22 protein-coding genes are annotated in these 20,546 nt (G+C 44.3%); 14 read left to right on the forward strand and 8 right to left on the reverse strand.

What is annotated here, in order from left to right; translation table 11 throughout:
• Positions 1–176 precede the first annotated feature (176 nt).
• The 4 genes from BUB28_RS08290 to BUB28_RS08305 all read left to right on the forward strand — a co-directional run bounded on the left by BUB28_RS08290 (position 177) and on the right by BUB28_RS08305 (position 4,444).
• Complete coding sequence (locus tag BUB28_RS08290) at positions 177–1,775, forward strand: hypothetical protein (protein ID WP_072950535.1); 1,599 nt, start codon at positions 177–179, stop codon at positions 1,773–1,775.
• The gene (locus BUB28_RS08295) at positions 1,765–2,307 is read left to right on the forward strand and encodes a class D sortase (RefSeq protein ID WP_072950537.1); all 543 of its coding nucleotides are present in this window, start codon (positions 1,765–1,767) and stop codon (positions 2,305–2,307) included. The genes BUB28_RS08290 and BUB28_RS08295 overlap by 11 nt, the downstream gene beginning before the upstream one ends.
• Positions 2,308–2,462: 155 nt before the next feature.
• Positions 2,463–3,197, forward strand: coding sequence for an N-acetylmuramoyl-L-alanine amidase (locus BUB28_RS08300; protein WP_072950538.1), 735 nt, complete (start codon positions 2,463–2,465; stop codon positions 3,195–3,197).
• A gap of 236 nt (positions 3,198–3,433) precedes the next feature.
• Entirely contained in the window at positions 3,434–4,444 is a 1,011-nt protein-coding gene (locus BUB28_RS08305) for an immunoglobulin domain-containing protein (protein ID WP_072950540.1), read from the forward strand.
• Positions 4,445–4,572: 128 nt separating this feature from the next.
• On the opposite strand, the gene BUB28_RS08310 is transcribed toward BUB28_RS08305, so the two are convergent.
• Positions 4,573–4,758, reverse strand: coding sequence for a TIGR03905 family TSCPD domain-containing protein (locus tag BUB28_RS08310; RefSeq protein ID WP_347497317.1), 186 nt, complete (start codon positions 4,756–4,758; stop codon positions 4,573–4,575).
• Between the two features lie 288 nt (positions 4,759–5,046).
• Between BUB28_RS08310 and BUB28_RS08315 the strand changes: the two genes are divergently transcribed.
• Positions 5,047–6,009, forward strand: coding sequence for a glycoside hydrolase family 25 protein (locus BUB28_RS08315; RefSeq protein ID WP_072950542.1), 963 nt, complete (start codon positions 5,047–5,049; stop codon positions 6,007–6,009).
• Between the two features lie 123 nt (positions 6,010–6,132).
• Here BUB28_RS08315 and BUB28_RS08320 read toward each other — a convergent pair whose 3' ends face one another.
• Together BUB28_RS08320 and BUB28_RS08325 are read right to left on the reverse strand one after the other, a co-directional pair.
• Entirely contained in the window at positions 6,133–6,378 is a 246-nt protein-coding gene (locus tag BUB28_RS08320; RefSeq protein WP_028516792.1) for an IreB family regulatory phosphoprotein, read from the reverse strand.
• 224 nt (positions 6,379–6,602) lie between these two features.
• Positions 6,603–7,139 carry a 4'-phosphopantetheinyl transferase family protein gene (locus BUB28_RS08325; protein ID WP_072950543.1) on the reverse strand — a complete coding sequence of 179 codons (537 nt, stop codon included), beginning with the start codon at positions 7,137–7,139 and terminating at the stop codon, positions 6,603–6,605.
• Positions 7,140–7,301: 162 nt separating this feature from the next.
• On the opposite strand from BUB28_RS08325, the gene BUB28_RS08330 reads away from it, so the two are divergent.
• From BUB28_RS08330 to BUB28_RS08355, 6 genes are all read left to right on the forward strand, one after another.
• Positions 7,302–7,544, forward strand: coding sequence for a hypothetical protein (locus BUB28_RS08330; RefSeq protein WP_072950545.1), 243 nt, complete (start codon positions 7,302–7,304; stop codon positions 7,542–7,544).
• A gap of 230 nt (positions 7,545–7,774) precedes the next feature.
• The gene (gene secA / locus BUB28_RS08335; protein ID WP_072950546.1) at positions 7,775–10,534 is read left to right on the forward strand and encodes a preprotein translocase subunit SecA; all 2,760 of its coding nucleotides are present in this window, start codon (positions 7,775–7,777) and stop codon (positions 10,532–10,534) included.
• A gap of 197 nt (positions 10,535–10,731) precedes the next feature.
• Complete coding sequence (locus BUB28_RS08340; protein WP_072950548.1) at positions 10,732–11,709, forward strand: membrane lipoprotein lipid attachment site-containing protein; 978 nt, start codon at positions 10,732–10,734, stop codon at positions 11,707–11,709.
• A 138-nt stretch (positions 11,710–11,847) separates the two neighbouring features.
• Complete coding sequence (locus BUB28_RS08345) at positions 11,848–12,615, forward strand: class I SAM-dependent DNA methyltransferase (RefSeq protein WP_072950549.1); 768 nt, start codon at positions 11,848–11,850, stop codon at positions 12,613–12,615.
• A 13-nt stretch (positions 12,616–12,628) separates the two neighbouring features.
• On the forward strand, positions 12,629–13,501 hold the full coding sequence (gene hslO, locus BUB28_RS08350) for an Hsp33 family molecular chaperone HslO (protein ID WP_072950551.1): 873 nt from the start codon (positions 12,629–12,631) through the stop codon (positions 13,499–13,501).
• Between the two features lie 4 nt (positions 13,502–13,505).
• Positions 13,506–14,147 carry an HAD family hydrolase gene (locus BUB28_RS08355; protein ID WP_072950555.1) on the forward strand — a complete coding sequence of 214 codons (642 nt, stop codon included), beginning with the start codon at positions 13,506–13,508 and terminating at the stop codon, positions 14,145–14,147.
• A gap of 326 nt (positions 14,148–14,473) precedes the next feature.
• On the opposite strand, the gene BUB28_RS08360 is transcribed toward BUB28_RS08355, so the two are convergent.
• Positions 14,474–16,039 (reverse strand): glycosyl hydrolase 53 family protein, encoded by a 1,566-nt coding sequence (locus BUB28_RS08360; protein ID WP_072950557.1) that lies wholly within the window; start codon positions 16,037–16,039, stop codon positions 14,474–14,476.
• 27 nt (positions 16,040–16,066) lie between these two features.
• Complete coding sequence (locus tag BUB28_RS08365) at positions 16,067–16,714, reverse strand: nuclease-related domain-containing protein (RefSeq protein WP_072950558.1); 648 nt, start codon at positions 16,712–16,714, stop codon at positions 16,067–16,069.
• Positions 16,715–16,836: 122 nt separating this feature from the next.
• Between BUB28_RS08365 and BUB28_RS08370 the strand changes: the two genes are divergently transcribed.
• Positions 16,837–17,055: a DUF378 domain-containing protein gene (locus BUB28_RS08370; RefSeq protein ID WP_072950560.1), complete on the forward strand. Its 219-nt coding sequence runs from the start codon at positions 16,837–16,839 to the stop codon at positions 17,053–17,055.
• 93 nt (positions 17,056–17,148) lie between these two features.
• On the opposite strand, the gene rpsR is transcribed toward BUB28_RS08370, so the two are convergent.
• Genes rpsR through rpsF form a run of 3 tightly spaced genes read right to left on the reverse strand, consistent with a single transcriptional unit; the run spans position 17,149 to position 18,269 of the window.
• Entirely contained in the window at positions 17,149–17,391 is a 243-nt protein-coding gene (gene rpsR / locus BUB28_RS08375; protein ID WP_028516774.1) for a 30S ribosomal protein S18, read from the reverse strand.
• A 39-nt stretch (positions 17,392–17,430) separates the two neighbouring features.
• Entirely contained in the window at positions 17,431–17,943 is a 513-nt protein-coding gene (locus tag BUB28_RS08380) for a single-stranded DNA-binding protein (protein ID WP_072950562.1), read from the reverse strand.
• Between the two features lie 29 nt (positions 17,944–17,972).
• The gene (gene rpsF, locus BUB28_RS08385) at positions 17,973–18,269 is read right to left on the reverse strand and encodes a 30S ribosomal protein S6 (RefSeq protein ID WP_072950563.1); all 297 of its coding nucleotides are present in this window, start codon (positions 18,267–18,269) and stop codon (positions 17,973–17,975) included.
• 456 nt (positions 18,270–18,725) lie between these two features.
• Here rpsF and BUB28_RS08390 point away from each other — a divergent pair, with 456 nt between their 5' ends.
• Both BUB28_RS08390 and ispF read left to right on the forward strand, forming a co-directional pair.
• Entirely contained in the window at positions 18,726–19,925 is a 1,200-nt protein-coding gene (locus BUB28_RS08390) for a cation:proton antiporter (RefSeq protein ID WP_072950565.1), read from the forward strand.
• Positions 19,926–19,985: 60 nt separating this feature from the next.
• Positions 19,986–20,465, forward strand: coding sequence for a 2-C-methyl-D-erythritol 2,4-cyclodiphosphate synthase (gene ispF, locus BUB28_RS08395; RefSeq protein WP_072950566.1), 480 nt, complete (start codon positions 19,986–19,988; stop codon positions 20,463–20,465).
• The last annotated feature ends 81 nt before the right edge of the window (positions 20,466–20,546 follow it).

Genomic DNA, 20,546 nt, shown 5'->3' on the forward strand with positions numbered 1-20,546 from the left:
AAGGCAGTTCACAGTTCATGCGAACTGTCTTTTTCATATTTAACGATTACATAATTGTAATTGAATTACAGTTTTGTAATTCTGCGCACAGAGTGAAAAAAGTATGCTATTATATAATCACAGAAAGGCACACAGCCGAACAAACAAATTAATTTAAAATTACGGAGGTAATAATTATGAAAAAAATGATCTCGTGTATCGCTTCACTTGCATTAATAGCAGCGATCCCTTCCACAGCAGCTTTTGCAGCAGATATTGAACCGGCATCAGAGCCGATAGCAGTTGTATCAACTGATGAAAAAACAGATATAAGTAATATCGTAGGTCATTGGAAATATCAGATAGCTGAAGAAGGAAAGAACGTTACATCAAATGTGACCGACAGTGGCTTTATTGACGTAAAAGATGACGGCACATATGTCTACACAGACCTTGATGGCAATACTCATACAGGTACGGTAAGAGTGGATTACGATACATTCGGAGGCACTGACCATGTTCCGTTCTTTGCTTTCTATGAGGGCGATAAGTTCTTTGTTGGCTGTTACTGCGACCAGAATGACAGAGATGTTTATATTACAGGCAACGGCGGTATGTCTCAGCTTGTACGCGAAGCACAGAGCAATGACAGCTCGGAAAAAAATGCAGTTCCCGAGATATTAGACGAAAAAAATGCTGACAAAAAAGAAATAGCAGTTTCAAAAATGGAGGACTTCAATACCATAATGGCGATCATGAACGCAAGTCCCATGTACACAGTAGTTGACGCTGTTGTAAACGATCATGTACTTGTAACAGACGAAAGATTTACTAATATCGCTGATTTCAAGAACTTTATCGCCGATACTGTTACAGGTGATCTCAGAGACAGATTTATCAATGAGTGTGATGAATGCTTCACTGAATACGACGGATCACTCTACGTAAAAACAGTTGGCCGTTCATTTTTCAATTTTGAAACAGAATATGGAATAGCTGTTATTGATCCAGCTATGGACGGATTTTCAGCATTGACAATTGGCGGAAATCAGCTTTTCGGCAACGGCAAGGCAGACTTCAGATCAGAGGACGGCAAATGGAAGATAAGCAACTATGAATATGGCGAATGGCGCGATATCATGGCAGTTGAAAGCTACGATTTTTCAAGTGTTGCAGGAATCTGGTATGAGGATACCGAAGGAAGCAGCAGTGTTTTCAATATCAGAACAGACGGCAAATTCACATATTCCTACGATGGCGGTTCTGATTTCGGTACGCTGCAGCCTATGTACTGGCTGAATGAGAATGAAGAGAAAATAATAGGTCTTGAGCTTGTTAATAACAGCGAAATGTCTTTCCATGCAGGCTTTAAGGCTCCTGAAGAGAGTCCGTGCAATGACATTTATTTAGAGCAGGAAGGCAGCTCAGTACATTTTATTCGTCACGAAGAACCGGGCAAGTACACTGTTGAACAGCTCTCTGACATGGCTGCAAAGGATTACGAGGAAAAGACAGGTGTCAGACCTGCGAATACACTGCCAATGATAAATGCAGATGATTCGGTAACTGTAGCGCTTTACGATGAAAACAAGGAGCCTTTCGACGCATACATTCTTGATCCTGATACAGGTAAAGGCGAGATCCACTCAGACAAGAGCGCTGTCAACCTCCCGCAGACAGGCAATAATTCACTTGGAACAGCAGGAATGGCTGCCGCAGCAATGATGTTCACTATTGCAGGTGCATTTGCTGTAGTAAAGTCAGGATTGCTTCGTAAGAAAGAAAATGAAGAATAATAGTACAGCTGATATCGGACAAAAGAAAGACAGAAAGCAGTGGGTCCTGTTTATAACAGGGCTCATTGCAATAATTATCGGGGTAAGTATTCTTGGCTTTTTCGGTGTCAGAAAAATATATCGTGAGTATCAGAAGCAAAAGCTCATGCGCGAAAATCCTGTAGTAGAGATAGCTGATCTGAAAATAAAGGCTCCCATATTGGAGGGAACTGATAATAAGACCATATCACGAGCAGTCGGACATTTCATTGGAACAGGCGACTTCGGCAAAGGTAATTACTGTATTGCAGGTCACAGCAGTACTATCTACAAGGAGTATTTCAATAACCTCAAAAAAATTAAAGTCGGAATGGAAATAACGCTGTATGACAAGCAGAAGAACAGCTATGTTTATGCTGTGACTGACAGCTTTATCGTAGATCCCGATGAAACATGGGTGCTTGATGACTTCGGAGATAACAGGATAACTGTGATCACCTGTACCGATGACGGTAAACAGCGTCAGGTGGTAGTCGGAAAAATGCTGAACTGAAGAATACAGCGGCGCATAACTTATATCATTGATAATGGTATATAAGTGATGAGTTTCTCCAAAAATGTATCAGATAAAACATATTCTTGTAATAAAAAGTAAAAAACACGAATATCATACAGTAACTAAACGCAGAAGCGGAAGGAGAAACATAAATGAGAAAAGTCCACAGAAAGATAGTAAGCGGAGCATTGCTTTGCGGCTGCGCGGTATTCACATTATACGGAGCATCTCGCATAGCCGAAAAAGCAGAAAACGGAGCACTTCCCGTATCACTCACAGACCTTGACAGCGAACCGCCTGTTATCGTACTTGATGCAGGTCACGGCGGCATAGACGGAGGCTGTACATCGGCGGAGGGAGTTCCCGAAAAGGGGATAAACCTTGATATATTGCTGAAGCTAAGGGATATGCTTGAAGTAAACGGCTTTGAAGTAAGGGTGACGAGAGACACTGACCGTTCCATACATGATGAGGGGATAGAGGGCATAGCTGCGCAGAAAAGCTCAGACATGGACAACAGGCTTGCAATATTCAACGAGAGCGATAATGCAGTATGTATCTCCATACATCAGAACCAGTTTACAGACCCGAAATACAGCGGTGCGCAGATGTTTTACTCGGGGAGCAACAGCACCAGTGAAGCCCTTGCACGGGCATTGCAGGCGAAATTCAGGGAATATTTGCAGCCTGAAAACGAACGTGAGATAAAGCTTTGCGGAAAGGAGCTTTTTCTCTGCTATTACAGCAATAACCCTACGGTAATGGCGGAATGTGGCTTTTTATCCAATCCCGAGGAGGCAGCGCTGCTGAATACCGAAGAATATCGTACAAAGGTGGCGTTCACACTTTTTTCGGGGATAAATGATTTTGTGAACAGGAAGAAATAAAAGTTTACAGATAGTTCGCAGATGGGATTGCTGCATAAAATAGATATGCACAGGCGATTGTTGAGCAAATTTGTGAAAAATAGTGACGAATGTCATTGAAGCAGTGACATTTGTCACTTGTTTTTTTGAGTGTTTGTATGTTAAAATATACACATATTAAGCCTTGGGGGGCGAAAAATCGTTTACGGTACCGAATGTTTTTTATATTTATTTTATTTTTAAGGCGGAATTCTGAGATGAGAAGCTTTAAAACAAAAGCATTATGTTTACTTTCAAGTGCGGTTCTTCTGTGTGGAGCAAGCAGCATGACCGCAAATGCGGCAAACGGTATTGTTGGTTCAACTCCGAGAGTGCCGGCTGTTACTGTTTTTTCAGCAGGCAACTATTATCTTGATAAGACAAATATTGAAATAGAAAGCGGCAAGACCGCTGTTATCAATGCCAAAAAATCTTCAAGCTTTACATTGCCTGCAAATTCTACAGTAAGCTATCAGTGGTATAAGAACGGCAGTGCTTTAAGCGGCGAAACAAAGAGCTATCTGACTGTTTCTGCGGCAGGGACCTATTACTGCGAGGTAACTGTAAAGCAAAAGGTGACTATCTATGTGGGAGTAAAAAAACAAACAGCATATAAAACCAAAACATATACTACAGGCAATGCTACAGTTACAGTGTATGAAAAGCTCCAAATAACTGAACAGTCGGGCGACAGAATGATTAATTCAAGCACAGGTTTTATCGGTGTATCTGTAAGTGTTAAGGGCGGAAAGGCACCATATACATACGAATGGACAAGAAACGGCGAAAAATACGGTGTTAATAGTTCACAGGTAGCCGCTTGTTATGCTGGCACATATAAGTGTAAGATAACAGACAGCAGAGGCACAACAGTGACAAGCAGGAATATAAATGTAAGCTATGAGCCGCTTAAATTCTCAAAGGATTTCCCTGAATGGATAAGTTATGCTAATAATTTTAAAGACTTAAGCGTGATAGGCGGTACAGGTAAATATACATATGATTGGTATGTATGGGACTGTGCAACTGCTGAGTGGAAAGACAAAAATCTTCATACATTAAATGGTGGTGATGTATGGGTGCAAGGAGATCCATATATTATAACAGGATATAATGATTTTAATGGCAGATTTTTTGGATATTCTTATTACAAATGCGTGGTAAAATCCGTTGATACTAAAGGAAATGTTGTTGCAACTATTGAAGGATATACAAAAAAGCAGTGGTAAAATACTGAAAAAAGCTCCCTTTTACAATAAGGGAGCTTTTTTGCGTAAAACGGGCTTAGTTCTAATCACTAATAACTAATCACTAATCACTTGCGGGCGGCGGAACGCCGCCCCTACAGGCTAACGGCTTATTTCTGCGCTTCGTAAGCCTCGCGCACAGCGATACAGAGCTGATCTGCGCATGAAGTAGGTCTTTGACCGCAGGTGTTGCCCTTGACCTTAGCCTCGATCTCCTCGACAGTCCAGCCGTCAAGAATTTTTGCGATAGCCTTGAGGTTGCCGTTGCAGCCGCCTACGAAAACGATATTTGTTATAACGTTGCCCTAAATATGAAAGCGTATTTACTGAGAACAGACCATTTTTGTCTTGTAAGTGTAATCCATAATTATCCTCCTTATAATGTGTGAGCGGTTGTTAATTGAGCTTGTCTTGATTTTATACCATAAATCATTTTTTGTCAACAGACGTTTGCTGAAAACTTTGTGAAAACTCGTTATATGACGAAATTGTTATTATTTACTGCAAAAAGAATGTTTACAAACTGAGAAAAATATGATATTATATACTTACAGACAAAAAACGAACATAAAACGGAGGAAACAATGGCAGAACCCAGAAGAAGGATACGCTTCAAAAGTATAGCTATACTTGAAGCTGTTATAATATTGATACTTACGATCGCGCTTATATGGATAGCGTTCATACGCGGAAAAGATGATGCAGTTCCCGCAAATGCAAAATCGAAGGGACCCGATGTGCGCAGGAGAGCGGTCATCGAGAAGGAAGAGACCTTCTACCAGTTTGACGGCAAGAAGATACTTATGCACGACGGCTCCTACGGCGAGATATTCGTACCTGTTTATGCAGATGTTCCTGCGTGTACGCTTGATCTCAACAAGCTCACCATGAGGAACGGCTATGCATATTATACTGAAAACGGCGAGGTATCTTCCGTAAACGGCATAGATGTTTCGGAGTTCCAGGGCGAGATCGACTGGGAGCAGGTAAAGCAGGCAGGCATAGAATTTGCTATAATCCGCGTGGGATACCGTACCTACGGAGGCGGAGTCGTTACATATGACGAGCAGTTCAGGAACAATATCGAGGGAGCTCTTGCGCAGGGCATTAAGGTAGGAGCATACTTCTATTCACAGGCGACTACAGCGTCGGAAGCTGTTGATGAGGCTGATGCCATAATAGATGCGCTGAAGGGCTATGATATCACATACCCTGTAGTATACGACTGGGAGCTTGTATCGGGAGATGCGGCTCGTACAGATGATGTAAGTGTGGAAGCGCTTGCAGACTGCTGTGTGTCTTTCTGTGAAAGAGTAAAGGACTCGGGATATACGCCTATGGTATATCAGAACACCACAACAGCAATGAAAAAGCTTGATCTGCCAAGAGTAAAGGACTACGACTTCTGGCTTGCCGAATACAGTGACAAGCCGTCCTACTATTATGACTATAAGATATGGCAGTACACAAATTCGGGCAAGGTACCGGGAATTGAGGGCAATGTAGACCTTAATATATGCTTTGCTCCATACGGCGGCAAGAAATGATACAAGGCGGACTTTTAGTCCGCCTTTTTATTTGTTATGGGGATGATACAAAACGAAAAGGGCGCACTTGTGTGCGCCCTTAAACTAACCGTTATACACTGACCGCTGCTCACTGAAAAGCGATCAAGCGTTCAGATATGATCTTACAAGAACCTGTAAAAGCTCGTCACGGTCGATGTGACGGATAAGGCTTCTTGCGTTGTTGTAGGTTGTGATGTATGTAGGATCCTCTGAAAGGATATAGCCTACTATCTGATTGACGGGATTATATCCCTTCTGAGTGAGAGCGTCATAGATGATAGTAAGATTTTTTTTCAGCTCTGCTTCTCTGTCTTCATTAACTGAGAATGTCATAGTCTTATCGAACATAATATCAGCCTCCCGATTTGTGGAATACTTCTGGTGAAACGCGAATGGATCAAACAAGAAGCTTATAATTATTATAACCTAAAATCAGCGGCAATGCAAGGGTATACGAGAATTTTTCCCGATTTGACCGAATTTCACTGATTATTTTATTGATTTTGCACATCTGAGACAGTTTGAAAGCGGCAATTTCCACAGAAATCCTGCGAAATGAGCAGTAAATGGCACTATTTTTGTTTTATTATTTCGCATACAGCGACCACATATTTCCCCTCGTCGATAATATACTGTCTGAAACGGCAGTTCTCCATATTTGAGATTATCTCATCTCCCGAAAAGCTGAATTCCACAGTATCCATAGGGTAGGAGACACCGATGCCTATTGCCTTTACATAGGCTTCTTTAAGCGTCCACAGCCTGAAAAACAGCAGATCTTTTTCCTCATCGGGGGCATTTTCATACATTGCCTTCTCGTTATCCGAAAATACGCGCTTAATGACGTTGGGACGATGCTCTCTTACTCCTTCGCAGTCTATCCCACATTCATAGTCCGAGATAATACAGGCAACGATACCATTTGCGTGGGAGAGATTATAATGTATGTCGGGACGCTCCGCAAGAGAGGGCTTACCCATTTTGTTCTTGGTTATGGGCGTAGCTTCACTGTATTCCACGCATCTAAGCCTGAGAGCCTCTCTGAGCATTTTGTGAGCGTAGGTATGGAGCTCTTTTTTATCGGTATTTGTCAAAGAAATCATAAGCATAATCATCACCTGTTACATTATATCACGTTTCGTACCTTTTTTGCAATATACAGTGACAAATGTCACTGAAAAAGTGACAAACGTTATCTTGTTAGCAGATGCATTTGATGATAATATAATAGCAGAAAAGAACAAAGCGTTGACCCGAAAGGAGAGAAAAATATGATGTTTATTGTTATAACTCTTGTGATAATAGGAATATGGGGCTGTTTAGCATTTATTGATACTTCAAAAACTGCCGAGGAAGATAAGGATAGGATAAAAAAAGCGGGTAAAATAGTTCTTATCATAGTTATAGTCATTATAGTTGGAATATTGATTATCTTGAATTCCTTAGCCAATGCAGTAGGGGATATGTTTGGTTCCTGCTGTGATACGGCGGAGGGTATAGGAAGAATGGGCTGAAGCTTTAATCAGGAATTCCGAATTATCAAATTACGTATAAATCAGTGCGGGCGAACAATGTTCGCCCCTGCATTTAGCTAAACGCTAAGGCTGACTAATGGCTCATTCTGCGGCTTGTTAGCCAAATATCACATGGGTATTGACAAACTCTGCCATTTGTTGTAAAATATATTATGTGTATTTATACTATCAAGACCTACACTATTATAATGTAAAGGCGGAATAACAAAATGGGTTTATTCAAAAACATTTTTGGTTCTAACGCTTATTCCAACAGAGAATTAAAGCGTATCGAGCCTATTAAAAATAAAGTTCTCGAACTGGACGAAGAGTATCAGGAGCTCTCCGATGCAGAGCTTAAAGCTAAGACTGCTGAATTTAAGGAGAGACTTGAGGATGGCGAGACTCTCGACGATATCCTCCCCGAGGCTCTTGCTACAGTAAGAGAAGCCGCATGGCGTGTACTTGAGAAAAAGCCTTATCCTGTACAGATAATCGGTGCTATCGTTCTTCATCAGGGACGTATCGCTGAAATGAAAACAGGTGAAGGTAAAACTCTCGTTGCCTGCGTTGCTTCATACCTCAATGCACTTTCAGGTCTCGGCGTTCATGTCGTTACCGTTAACGATTACCTTGCTAAGACTCAGGCAGAGGAAATGGGTAAGGTACTCCGCTGGCTTGGACTTACAGTCGGCTGTATCCTTCACGGTCTCAACAACGAGCAGCGCCGTGCAGCCTACAACTGTGATGTAACCTATGCTACAAATAACGAGCTGGGCTTCGATTACCTCCGTGACAACATGGTAACTCATAAGGAAGAACGTGTACAGCGTGCTCCTAACTTCGCTATCGTGGACGAGGTCGACTCTATCCTCATCGACGAGGCACGTACTCCTCTTATCATTTCAGGACGCGGCGACAAGTCAACAGACCTCTATGCTATCGTTGACCGCTTCGCAAAGACACTTACTTCAACTACTGTAGTTGAAATGGACGACAAGGTAGATCAGGAGTCTATCAACGATACTGCTGATTATATTATCGACGAAAAGGCTAAGACAGCTACTATCACACAGCGCGGTGTTAAGAAGGCTGAGCAGGCATTCAGAGTCGAGAACCTTATGGACTCCGAGAATATGACACTTCTTCACCACATCAACCAGGCTATCAAGGCTAACGGTGTTATGAAGAACGATATAGACTACGTTGTAAAGGACGGCGAGATCATCATCGTTGACGAGTTCACAGGCCGTCTTATGATGGGACGTCGTTTCAATGACGGTCTCCACCAGGCTATCGAGGCTAAGGAAGGCGTTAAGATCAAGAGCGAGTCAAAGACTCTTGCTACTATCACTTTCCAGAACTTCTTCCGTCTTTACACAAAGCTCTCAGGTATGACAGGTACTGCTATGACTGAGGAAGACGAGTTCAAGGAGATCTACAAGCTCGATGTTATCGCTATCCCAACAAACAAGCCCGTTATTCGTATCGACCATAACGACCTTGTTTATACAACAGAAAAGGGCAAGTATGCCGCTATCATCGATAAGATCATCGAATGTCACGAGAAAGGTCAGCCTATCCTCGTAGGTACTGTTTCTATCGAGAAGTCAGAGCTCCTTTCCGCTATGCTCAAGAGAAAGGGCGTAAAGCACGAGGTCCTCAACGCTAAGCAGCACGCTAAGGAAGCTGAGATCGTTGCTCAGGCAGGTAAGTACGGTGCAGTTACTATCGCTACAAACATGGCTGGCCGTGGTACCGATATCATGCTTGGCGGTAACGCAGAGTTCCTTGCAAGAGCTGAACTGAGAAAGCGTGAGATCCCTGAGGAGATCATCGCTGAGGCTATCGGTTTTGCTGATACAGACAATCCGGAGATCATCGAAGCAAGAAAGCTTTATCGTGAGCTTTATGATAAGTATAATGCTGAGGTAAAGGAGAAGGCTGTTGCGGTTAAGGAAGCAGGCGGTCTCTATATCCTCGGTACAGAAAGACATGAATCAAGACGTATCGACAACCAGCTCCGCGGACGTTCAGGACGTCAGGGCGACGAGGGTGAAAGCTGCTTCTTCCTCTCTGTAGAGGACGACCTTATGCGTATCTTCGCAGGCGATCGTCTTGAAAATATGATGAGAACTCTCAACGTTGACGAGAATACTCCTATCGAGAGCAAGATGCTCACAAGGATCATCGAGTCTTCACAGAAGAAGGTCGAGGGTCAGAACTTCAGCGTAAGAAAGAACGTCCTCAATTACGACGACGTTATGAATACACAGCGTGAGATCATCTACAAGCAGAGATCACAGGTTCTTGACGGTGAGGATCTCCACGAGAGCATACTCAAGATGATGGAAGATCTTATCAAGACTACTGTCGATACATACCTTGTTGATGATGAGGTCAAGGACGACTGGAATCTTGTGGGACTCAAGGAGCACTTCCTCGGCTGGCTCATCGGTCCTGAGGACCTTGCATTTGAGGAAGATGAACTTGATGATGTATCCAAGGAGGATATCGTCAATGCCCTCAGCAATAAGGCAGGAGAGATCTATCAGGCTAAGGAAGCGGAATACGGCGCAGAGATCATGCGTGAGCTTGAACGTGTTATCCTCCTGAAGGTAGTTGATACAAAGTGGATGGCTCATATCGACGATATGGAAGAGCTCAAGAAGGGTATCGGTCTCCGTTCATACGGTCAGAAGAACCCTGTTATCGAGTATCGTTACGAGGGCTTTGAGATGTTCGATGCTATGGTAGAGTCTATCCGTGAGGATACTATCCGTATGCTCCTTACAGTAAAGCTCCAGAAGAACGAAGCTCCTGAGCGTGAGCAGGTTGCTAAGCCTGATGCTCCTAATGCAGGCGCAGGCGACGGAAGCTTTTCTGATGAGCCTGTTCGCTCTAAGAAAATAGGCGATAACGATCCGTGTCCATGCGGAAGCGGTAAGAAGTATAAAAAGTGCTGCAAGGCTAAGGACGCAGCAAAATAAGTAATATAAAGGGTCGGTATAACCGCGATACCCATATAGCAGTTTTGTACCTTCTGTTGAGGGAAACCCTTTTGAAAAAGGGGGCTTCCCCGATAAAAAGTATAGGCTGCCGTGTCGTTTCGGGGTTACTCCGTCCCTTTTATGCGTAAAGAGATCAATAGGCTTTATGAGAAAGAAAGGTTATATGAGGTGACATTATGAAAAAATACATTCTTCCAATTGTTGCACTTGCTCTTCTTACAGGCTGCGGAAAGGTAAGCGACGTAAAGGACACTGACAAGCCTATAAATATAGTTTCGGGTACGGTTGAGGGTACTACAAGAGATATCTCAACTACTGACACAGAAGCTACTACAGATGATGATACTGTTTCGGGAACTACAACAAAGACAGCAGGAAACAAGGTATCGGGAACAACAACTACCGCTAAGGCAGGTTCAAAGAAGTCTGCTGTTACCCGTGCAAACGGCGGCAGCGGCGGAGTTTACGGTACTACAAGAGCTGTACCTGTTGCGCCAAAGTCAACTACAAAGACTAAGGCAACTACAGCAGCCACCACAACTCAGCCTGCTACACAGGCTCCGAAAGCAGATTTTGAGGATTGCAGCACTATTTCATTCGGTATTTCTGAAAATACTTCCAATAAGATAGATGTATCACGTCAGTACAACGACGGAAAGGCACGTTCATATCAGGTGCTAAGTGCAGACACCTCGGGAATTCAGGAGGCAATTAAGAAGGATCCGTCAAAGACTGTGAATGATTTTGTTATCAAGAATGACCTTGATTTTGACGGCTATCCTGATATATTCATTATTGAAAAGCCTGATGAACTCAACAAAACAGGTAAATACTACCGCTATGACCACGAGACAGGCAACTATCAGGCATGGCAGGAGCTTAACGGTATTCATTTTGAACTGAATGGAAATGCTGAGCTCAAGCAGCTGAAAACTACCGAGCAGAAGGAAGACGGCGGCTATGAGGAGAAGATATATGTCTGGAATGAGCAGAAACAGCTCGTTATTCTGAAATATACCCATAAGTATAAGTCGGGAGATTCATTCCTTATAGATTATGTGGATTATGATAATAACGGTGCTGAGATACTCAGAGAGACCCGTGACGAGAACGGCAGTCTTGTAGGCGGCAATAATGAGGAGACTAAGAGTTAATAAGCCTTTCTTGTGTTATTATGGACTGTACCATATATGGTGCAGTCCTTTGCTGTAATCAAAACGGTGGCAGGACAGCAGCAGAAAATGCTGCCCCGTGATGAATAAAGACTTATCAAATAAATGGGAGATATTATTATGAGCGGATACAGTGCCTTTGCACGTTATTATGACGAGCTTACGGCGAATATAGACTATAAACGCCGAGGGGAGTTTTTCCACGGCATAATACAGAAATTCAAGACCACCAAGGAGAATATCCTCCTTGACCTTGCCTGCGGTACGGGAAGTATCTCGGAGGTAATGGCTGGTCTTGGGTATGATGTTATCGGCGTTGACAACTCCGACGAGATGCTGGGTATCGCTCTTGATAAGAAGTTCGACAGCGGACTGAATATACAGTATCTGTGTCAGGATATGCGAAAGCTGGATATGTTCGGGACTGTGGATATTACCGTCTGCGCTCTTGACAGCATAAATCATCTGGCAAGCCTTGACGATGTAAGGAAGGTGTTCGAGAATGTTGCCTTTTTCTCGGAGCAGGACGGACTTTTCATATTCGATGTGAATACTCCCTACAAGCACCGCGAAATACTGGCGAATAATACCTTTACTTACGAAACGGAGCACGTTTACTGCGTATGGGAGAATACTCTTGACCCCGATACTCTTGAAGTAAAAATGCAGCTGGAGTTCTTCGAGCTGGAGGAAAACGGACTTTATTCACGAAGCTCCGACGGTTTCTCAGAAAAGGCTTACAGCGAAGAGGATATCGAGAGACTGTTGAGTGAGTGCGGATTTGAGGTGCTGGGAAAGTACGGCGATGATACTTTGGAGCCTCCCTGCGAGACCTCACAGCGTATAGTATATGCCGCAAGATGTATCAGAAGCGGTCAGAAATATTGAAAGGATAAGGAAAATGGGTAATTTATACAGAGCTATCTCTGCTGACGGTTCAGCGTTTGCAGAGGTTCTTGATGCAAAGGATATAGTTTCGGAGATAGAGCGCATACACAAGACATCAGCTGTTATCACTGCGGGTCTTGGAAGGCTTACTGTAGCCGCTTCCCTTATGGGATATATGCTCAAAGGCGATGACGACAGCGTGACTCTGCGAGTTGACGGCGGCGGTCCTTCGGGACAGCTTGTGGCTGTTGCTGACAGCCGCGGAAACGTAAAGAGCTGCGTGAACAATCCTGTTGTGGAGCTTCCGCTCAATGCTCAGGGAAAGCTTGATGTAGGCGGAGCTGTTGGCAGGGACGGTACTTTGTCCGTAGTCAAGGATATGGGACTCAAAGAGCCCTATGTTGGCGTTATACCACTTGTTTCAGGCGAGATAGCAGAGGATATCGCAAGCTATTATGCTACGAGCGAGCAGATACCTACTGTGTGCAGTCTCGGTGTGCTTGTAAATCCCGACCTTACTGTAAAGGCAGCAGGCGGATTTCTTGTGCAGCTCCTGCCCTTTGCAGATGAGAAGTGCATAGATATAATCGAGAAGAATGTGGCTAAGATACGTCCTGTTTCGCAGATGCTGGACGAGGGCATAACTCCCGAGGAGATAGCAAATATGCTCCTTGATGGTCTTGACCCTAATGTGCTGGATACTGCCGAGCCTGTTTATAAGTGCGATTGCAGCCGTCAGCGCACAGAAAAGGTACTCATCAGTATCGGCAAGGACGAGTTAAGATCAATTGCTGACGAGGGTAAGGATACTTCCGTTAGCTGTCATTTCTGCGGTAAGGAGTATGTATTCACTCCTGAGGAGATACGCGGACTCATAGAGGAGTGATACAATGAAAACAGCTGTATTTGACCTTGACGGCACTATTGCGGATACTATCTGCGACCTGGGCGATGCGGTGAATTACGGGCTTGAAAGACTGGGCTGTCCCACACATGATTACGAAGCCTATAAGAAAATGGTGGGAAACGGTGCGAAAAAGCTCTGTGAAAGGGCACTTCCCGAAGATAAAAAGGACAAGTCTGCGGAGCTGCATAAGCTGTTCAAGGAGTACTATTCTCAGCACTACCTTGACAAGACTAAGCTGTATGACGGGATGAAGGAGACAATGGAGAAGCTGCAAAGCAGAGGTGTTGTGCTTGCTGTGGCTACAAATAAGCCTGAGGACGTGGCAAGAGAAATAATCTGGGAGCTTCTGCCGGATATCGGCTTCGTTAAGGTGCTTGGCGGTGTGGACTACAGACCTGTAAAGCCCGACAGTGCTATACTTATCGAGATATTCTCGGTTCTGCCCGATGAGGAGAACGAGGTATACATGATAGGCGACAGTAATGTGGATATTCGGACTGCCAAAAATGCAGGCATCGCTTCTATCGGCTGTGCATGGGGCTTTCGCGGACGCGAGGAGCTTGCTGCCGAGGGCGCGGACTTTATCGCTGAGAAGCCTTCGGATATCGCGGATATTATTTTATAAGTGGTCAGTTGATAGTGCTTAGTGATAAAAACAAGAGCGTAAGCAAAAATGCAAATTATGATCTGTAGGGAACGCCGTCTCGGCGTTCCTTTTTTGCAGGGGTGAATTTGGGTTCGTGTGAAAATCTTTCTATAAGAGGGGCAAAAAACGACAAAAATCAATGCAAAACCATTGATTATCAAAAAATTTTTTTGGTTTTCTATGTTTTGCATAAATCATGGTACTTGATTTTGTACATCGTGACAATTATTTCTGTAGAGGGGAAAATCAATTTTCAGTTAATGGTACATAATGAAAAAGCCGCTGCGATCGCAGCGGCTTTGGTGCTATTTTACGATAATTGTCTTGTATGTAAGGTCACTGTCGGCATATCCTAAGATATATCGCTGGAGCTTCACGATATCTGCTACGCCAACCTCATTATCGCCGTTGAGGTCGAGTTCTGCGGACTTGTTTCCTGCAATAACCGCCTTCCTGAGTGCAACTACGTCATATACGTCGATGATCTCATCGTTGTTGATATCACCGAGGATAATGTCTTTTGTGATGACAGGCGCGGTTGTGGTAGTAGTGGTAGTCGTTGTAGTAGTAGTTGTTGTTGTTGTCGTAGTTGTGGTCACAACGGGCTTTTTCTGCGGGTAGATGTTGAGGAATACGTCAAGGGAGTCAAGAGGCTTGCCGTGAAAATCGAAAAGTGCCTGATTATCAAAGGAAGAACCGCCTGATTCGGTTACGTCCTTGTCATATTCCTTTGCGTAGGACGTTGCCCAGCCTGTGCCGTATCTGTCCCAGAGCTGTTTCTGCTGGTCTCTCGATATATCGGGAACTCCCAGCCATGCAGGCTCCCAGTAGAATACTCCGATACCGTGTCCGTTGCAGTTGGCTACAGTCCTGAATACGTCGGTAAGTGCGTTTGCCTGTCCCTCAACGGATATGGGGTATCTCAGGTCACAGCCCGATGAGCCCGAGCTTACGCTGTTTCCAAAGTTGTCGCCGTCGCTGTTGGTGTAAGGATAGGCGGTCTCTACGACCATTACGTACTTGTTGTACTTGTTTCCTATATCGGTGAGAGTCTTTTGCAGGTTTTCCAGTGAGCCGTGCCAGTAGGAGTAGTACGAGCAGGCAAAGATATCGTAATCGAGCTTACATTCGTTCATGACCTGCGCATACCAGCCAAAGTGTCCGTTGCCTGCATTGGCGAAGTGATGAGCGATAAGGATATTTTTGTCAAAGTCGCGGATAGCCTTTTCTCCGCTGGAAAAGAGGTCACATATCTTGTACATATCCTTTTCGTCGCAGAAAAAGCACTCGGTCTCGTTGCCGACCTGTACCATGCCGATATCACTGCCGTTTTCGGTGAGGTACTTTACTACCCATGAAGTCCAGTTGTATATCTCGCCCTTTAGCTTGTTGTGGTCGTGGGGCTGCCAGTACTTGGGGCGTGTCTGCTTTGCAGGGTCTGCCCAGAAGTCGGAATACTGTATATCCGCAAGGAGCTTCATTCCGAACTGTGCTGCGCGTTTGCCTATTTTAGCGGCAGTTTCGAGGTCGGAATGTCCGCCTCCGTAGCTGTGTCCGTTGCCGTCGTTGGGCTCGTTCCATATCCTTACGCGGATATAGTTCACACCGTGGTCGGCGAGAGTCTTGAAGATATCCTGCTCATTGCCGTTGTCGTCGTAGAACTTCACTCCTGCTTCTTCGAGGGAGATGATAGAGGATATATCCACACCGCGTATTGGCTCGCCGCCGTTTATACGTGTGTCGAAGTTGTTGAATGTAACTGAGTTTATGTTCATAGCAGCAGATGTCCTTGAACTGATATCAGTGCAGAGTGCGGAGGGAAAGGCTATGAGTGCAGCTGATGCCAGTGCGATAAAACCTTTGATTTTCATAATAAACTCCTTTATATATGACTTTTGTCAATCGTTCTTCTTGCGCGTTCTTATCCACATTTTCTTTAAGGGGTTTCTGACCTGCATTTTCATAAAGTAGTGGTACAGTACGTCCTGATTGCAGCCTGCATCGGGGAGGCTGCCGTAGAACTTATCGAGACCCTTTAAGTCCATGCCTATTTCGGACGGGAATTCGATATCCTTCGCAGAGAATACTACCGCGCCGTTTACGGGAGTTTTCTCGAAACCGCCTTTTTTCAGGTGGTGGATAACGTTATCCATGTGGGTCTTGTTCTGGAGCTGAGGGTTATAGAATTTATGTGTTTTGCTGCCTATGGTATGGGTCAGATTTTTGCCGCTGCCTGTAACTGTGCCCGAAATGCCCTTTGTTTCGACAACAAGTACGCCGAAGCGTCCGAAAACAAGGTGGTCGACCTCGCAGGCTTTGTTATACAGTGGGAGATAGGCGTTGTTGATTATCCTGATGTGGTCTTTTTTGCCAAGCTTTTTCAGGTATTTGCCTACCTTGCGCTCGGCTGCTCTGCCTTTGCGCTTGCCCTTGCTGAAGTGTACGCTGATATAAAGAACCAGCAGAAGTACAGCGGCAGCGATAACGGCTATCATTATCCATGTTTTTTTGTCAAAGAGTATAAGTGAAATATTATTCGGTATCATAATTTTTCTCCTTAAAATGAATAATCCTTGTTTTTGCGGCGATAATACATTTGTACCAGTGAAGAGCGGTATTTATCCGCCGTCAGTGGTTTCAAAATCCCGAATAAAGAGGTGTTCTCAATATGTGGGACAAGCTTGCTCTTATTCTTCTGATAATCGGAGGAATAAACTGGGGATTAGTCGGTATTTTTGAATTTGACATGGTAGCATGGCTTTTCGGCGGTGCTGACAGTGTCATAAGCCGTGCAGTCTACATTCTTGTGGCAATTTCGGCAGTATGGTGCATCTCTCTTCTCTTCCGCAGAGATGAAGAGCTTGCAGTGCAGAATATCGACAGATAGACCCATTGATACGCTCCTTGTAACGATGCCGTAAGGAGCGTTACATATGGATATGCAAAAAGGGAGGCGTAATGCCTCCCTTGAATTTTATGATTAGTCGCTGATGTAAGGAAGCAGAGCGATGTGTCTTGCTCTCTTGATAGCAACTGTGAGCTCACGCTGGTGGTAAGCGCAAGTGCCTGTAACGCGTCTTGGAAGAATCTTAGCTCTCTCGGTCATGCACTTTCTGAGCTTAGCGAGATCCTTGTAATCAATTTTCTCGATTCTGTCAGCACAGAACATACAAACCTTCTTGCGGGGCTTCTTTGCAGGACGTGCATTTCTTTCCTTTTCCATGACTTTTCCTCCTATCGTAATAAAGTAAAGTTAATTTACTCAGAACGGTACGTCGCCGTCGCTGAGTATTTCCTCAAAATCGCTGAGGTTGCCGTAAGACATACTGTCATTAGCTGCGGGCTGCTGTGGAGCTGCCTGCTGCGGAGGAGCAGAATAGTTATTGTTGTAATTGTTCTGGGGAGCGCCGTAGCCGCCGTTCTGGTAGCCGTTGTTGCCGCCACTCTCATTTTTTCCGCCTACAAACTCAACATTGTCAACAAAAACATCTGTGGTGTAATGAGTTACATCAGAGTGATTTTTGTCCTGATAGCTGCCTGTTCTGAGGCTGCCTTCAACGCAGATGAGCTTTCCCTTGCTGAAATAACGTGAAACGAACTCAGCAGTCTGTCTCCATGCTGTACAGCTGATAAAATCAGCCTGTCTTTCGCCTGTATTCTTGTCAGCAAAACGCCTGTCGCAAGCTACAGTAAATCTGCATGAAGCAATACCGCTCTGAGTCTGTCTGAGCTCGGGATCAGCAGTAAGTCTGCCAATTAAAATAACCTTATTCATCTGACCGCCTCCTAATTAATGAAGTAGAATTATTCAACAACTGTTACGAGTGAACGAAGAACGCCGTCTGCGATGTTAAGACGTCTTGAAAGCTCAGCAGGATAATCAGGCTGTGACTGGAAAGTATAGATTACATAGTAACCCTCTGTCTCGTCCTCGATAGGATATGCAAGCTTGCGCTTACCCCAATCCTCGTTGACTTCAACAGCTTCAGCGTGACGCTCGATTCTCTCCTTGAACTTTGCGATGAGAGCCTTCATTGGCTCTTCGCCGTTCTTGAGGCTGAAAACAACCATTACTTCATACTTAGCGGATACCTTTGCCATTTAGCACACCTCCTTCTGGGATCATGCCCGACAACTCACTGCGGGCAAGGATAATAATAGTATCTGTTTGCACAAGATACTCAAATATTATACCATTTCATCGACAGCTTGTCAAGCATTTTTTTCTACGGGGGAAAAGTTTTTATATTTATCTGTTTTAAGAGCTAAGAACTAAGAGCTAAGAACTAAGTAGGGGCGGCGTTTTGCCGACCGAAAGCCCCAACGGGAGCCCGTGAGCGGGCTCCCCTACAGGCTAACGGCTTTAAATCCATCGTCGTAAGGCGATACATCAATTCCTAATTACGAATTAATAATTACGCATTGACGGAACGCCGAGGGCGGTGTTCCTTGCTAATCATTAACCACTAATGTTGACAAACGTAAAGCTTTATAGTATAATAGGTATAAGCAGGGAGCATTTTGGCTCCCTTTATTTACGGAAGGATATGAATATGAATGGAAACATACAAAATACTGAAAGACCTTGCCATAATATTTATATGTGCTAAGGGTGCAGGCCTTCTTGCAAGAAGGCTCAAGGCTCCTATGGTGGTTGGTGAGATAATCGCAGGTCTGCTCATAGGTCCATGTTTGTACAAGGGACTTGTACAGCCCTCGGACTTTATCAGTCAGATGGCGGAGATTGGCGTAATACTCATTATGTTTTCCGCAGGACTTGAAACGAACCTACAGGAACTGAAAAAATCAGGATTTGCAGCGTTTATGATAGCCTGTGTGGGCGTGTTTGTGCCGCTTGTGGGCGGAAGTCTGCTGTATATGGGTATTTACGGCTTTTCTTCCTTTGGTTCGGACGAGTTTTTCAAGGCGGTGTTCATAGGCTGTATTATGACGGCTACCTCCGTGGGTATAACCGTAGAGGTGCTGAAGGAGCTTGGCAAGCTAAAGACGACAGTGGGACAGACTATACTCAGTGCGGCTATTATCGACGACGTTATCGGAATGATCGTGCTGACATTTGTGCTCGGATTTAAGGATCCTAATAGCAATACCCTTCTCGTTACGGGAAAAATAGGACTTTTCCTTGTGCTGTCGCTGGTTCTCGGATACATATTCTATAAGCTTTTCAAGTTTTACGATGAAAAGTACCCTCATACAAGACGTATCCCTATAATCGCTATAAGCCTTTGCTTTATTATGGCTTATGTTGCTGAGAAGCATTTCGGTATCGCTGATATCACAGGTGCGTATATCGCAGGAATAATCCTTTGCAATGTGCGTGATGCCGAGTATATCGACCGCAAGGTCAATATCAACGGTTATATGTTCTTTGCACCTGTGTTCTTTGTAAGTATCGGTCTTAAAACTGATTTCGGCAATGTTGATTCCAGTATGATAGTGTTTTCGATAGGCTTTGTTATCGTAGCTATGCTCAGTAAGGTAATAGGCTGCGGACTTGCTTCAAGGTGCTTTAAGTATAGCTGGACGGACTGCCTTAAAATCGGCGCAGGCATGATGACAAGAGGCGAGGTGGCTCTTATAATCACTAATAAGGGTCTGGGACTTGGTATCATCGACTCCTCATACTTCACTGCGGTAATACTTCTTATTATAATATCAAGTGTAGTTACGCCTGTTGTGCTGAAATTGCTTTTCGGCAAGGCAAAGGAAGTCGAAAAGGTCACAAGCAGTAAATAGTTGAGAGTTAATATTTCGTTTTTCTCTTGATCTTTGATTTATTAATGAAGGGAGAACAATATGTTCAGAATAGGTCACGGTTACGATGTACACAAGCTTGTTGAGGGCAGAAAGCTCATTCTCGGCGGTGTTGATATACCTCATACTATGGGGCTTCTCGGACACTCGGACGCAGATGTGCTTGTTCACGCCATTATGGACGCAATGCTGGGCGCGTTGGCAATGGGGGATATAGGTCATCTTTTCCCCGATAACGATGACAGCTTCAAGGGTGCGGACAGCATGAAGCTCATGGAAGAGGTATGCCGCAGAGTACGCGAGGCAGGCTGGGAAATAGGCAATATCGACGCAACGGTTATTGCTCAGGCACCGAAGCTTGCTCCTTATATCATGACTATGCGCGAGAATATCGCAAGGGTGTGCGGCTGCGATGTTTCGCAGATAAGCGTTAAGGCTACCACCGAGGAGCACCTCGGATTTACAGGCGAAAAGCTTGGAATGTCAGCTCATGCAGTGGCTTTGATGTGCAGTATCAAGTGATCGGCAATAGTTCAGAGTAAATTTGATTTAGGAGAAATATCTGTTTCTCTTATCTAATAACTAATAACTGAAACAGCCATA

The organism is Ruminococcus flavefaciens, assembly GCF_900143025.1.
In the GTDB taxonomy this organism is placed as follows: Bacteria; Bacillota; Clostridia; order Oscillospirales; family Ruminococcaceae; genus Ruminococcus; species Ruminococcus flavefaciens_I.

What these genes read in the sequence shown, in the direction of transcription:
- BUB28_RS08345 (WP_072950549.1), top strand. Translation starts at nt 11,848, where the DNA reads ATGAGCGGATACAGTGCCTTTGCACGTTATTATGACGAGCTTACGGCG.
- BUB28_RS08390 (WP_072950565.1), top strand. Translation starts at nt 18,726, where the DNA reads ATGGAAACATACAAAATACTGAAAGACCTTGCCATAATATTTATATGT.
- rpsF (WP_072950563.1), bottom strand. Translation starts at nt 18,269, where the DNA reads ATGGCAAAGGTATCCGCTAAGTATGAAGTAATGGTTGTTTTCAGCCTC.
- hslO (WP_072950551.1), top strand. Translation starts at nt 12,629, where the DNA reads ATGGGTAATTTATACAGAGCTATCTCTGCTGACGGTTCAGCGTTTGCA.
- BUB28_RS08295 (WP_072950537.1), top strand. Translation starts at nt 1,765, where the DNA reads ATGAAGAATAATAGTACAGCTGATATCGGACAAAAGAAAGACAGAAAG.
- BUB28_RS08365 (WP_072950558.1), bottom strand. Translation starts at nt 16,714, where the DNA reads ATGATACCGAATAATATTTCACTTATACTCTTTGACAAAAAAACATGG.
- secA (WP_072950546.1), top strand. Translation starts at nt 7,775, where the DNA reads ATGGGTTTATTCAAAAACATTTTTGGTTCTAACGCTTATTCCAACAGA.
- ispF (WP_072950566.1), top strand. Translation starts at nt 19,986, where the DNA reads ATGTTCAGAATAGGTCACGGTTACGATGTACACAAGCTTGTTGAGGGC.
- BUB28_RS08330 (WP_072950545.1), top strand. Translation starts at nt 7,302, where the DNA reads ATGATGTTTATTGTTATAACTCTTGTGATAATAGGAATATGGGGCTGT.
- BUB28_RS08355 (WP_072950555.1), top strand. Translation starts at nt 13,506, where the DNA reads ATGAAAACAGCTGTATTTGACCTTGACGGCACTATTGCGGATACTATC.
- BUB28_RS08320 (WP_028516792.1), bottom strand. Translation starts at nt 6,378, where the DNA reads ATGTTCGATAAGACTATGACATTCTCAGTTAATGAAGACAGAGAAGCA.
- BUB28_RS08315 (WP_072950542.1), top strand. Translation starts at nt 5,047, where the DNA reads ATGGCAGAACCCAGAAGAAGGATACGCTTCAAAAGTATAGCTATACTT.
- BUB28_RS08370 (WP_072950560.1), top strand. Translation starts at nt 16,837, where the DNA reads ATGTGGGACAAGCTTGCTCTTATTCTTCTGATAATCGGAGGAATAAAC.
- BUB28_RS08340 (WP_072950548.1), top strand. Translation starts at nt 10,732, where the DNA reads ATGAAAAAATACATTCTTCCAATTGTTGCACTTGCTCTTCTTACAGGC.
- BUB28_RS08290 (WP_072950535.1), top strand. Translation starts at nt 177, where the DNA reads ATGAAAAAAATGATCTCGTGTATCGCTTCACTTGCATTAATAGCAGCG.
- BUB28_RS08380 (WP_072950562.1), bottom strand. Translation starts at nt 17,943, where the DNA reads ATGAATAAGGTTATTTTAATTGGCAGACTTACTGCTGATCCCGAGCTC.
- rpsR (WP_028516774.1), bottom strand. Translation starts at nt 17,391, where the DNA reads ATGGAAAAGGAAAGAAATGCACGTCCTGCAAAGAAGCCCCGCAAGAAG.
- BUB28_RS08300 (WP_072950538.1), top strand. Translation starts at nt 2,463, where the DNA reads ATGAGAAAAGTCCACAGAAAGATAGTAAGCGGAGCATTGCTTTGCGGC.
- BUB28_RS08360 (WP_072950557.1), bottom strand. Translation starts at nt 16,039, where the DNA reads ATGAAAATCAAAGGTTTTATCGCACTGGCATCAGCTGCACTCATAGCC.
- BUB28_RS08325 (WP_072950543.1), bottom strand. Translation starts at nt 7,139, where the DNA reads ATGCTTATGATTTCTTTGACAAATACCGATAAAAAAGAGCTCCATACC.
- BUB28_RS08305 (WP_072950540.1), top strand. Translation starts at nt 3,434, where the DNA reads ATGAGAAGCTTTAAAACAAAAGCATTATGTTTACTTTCAAGTGCGGTT.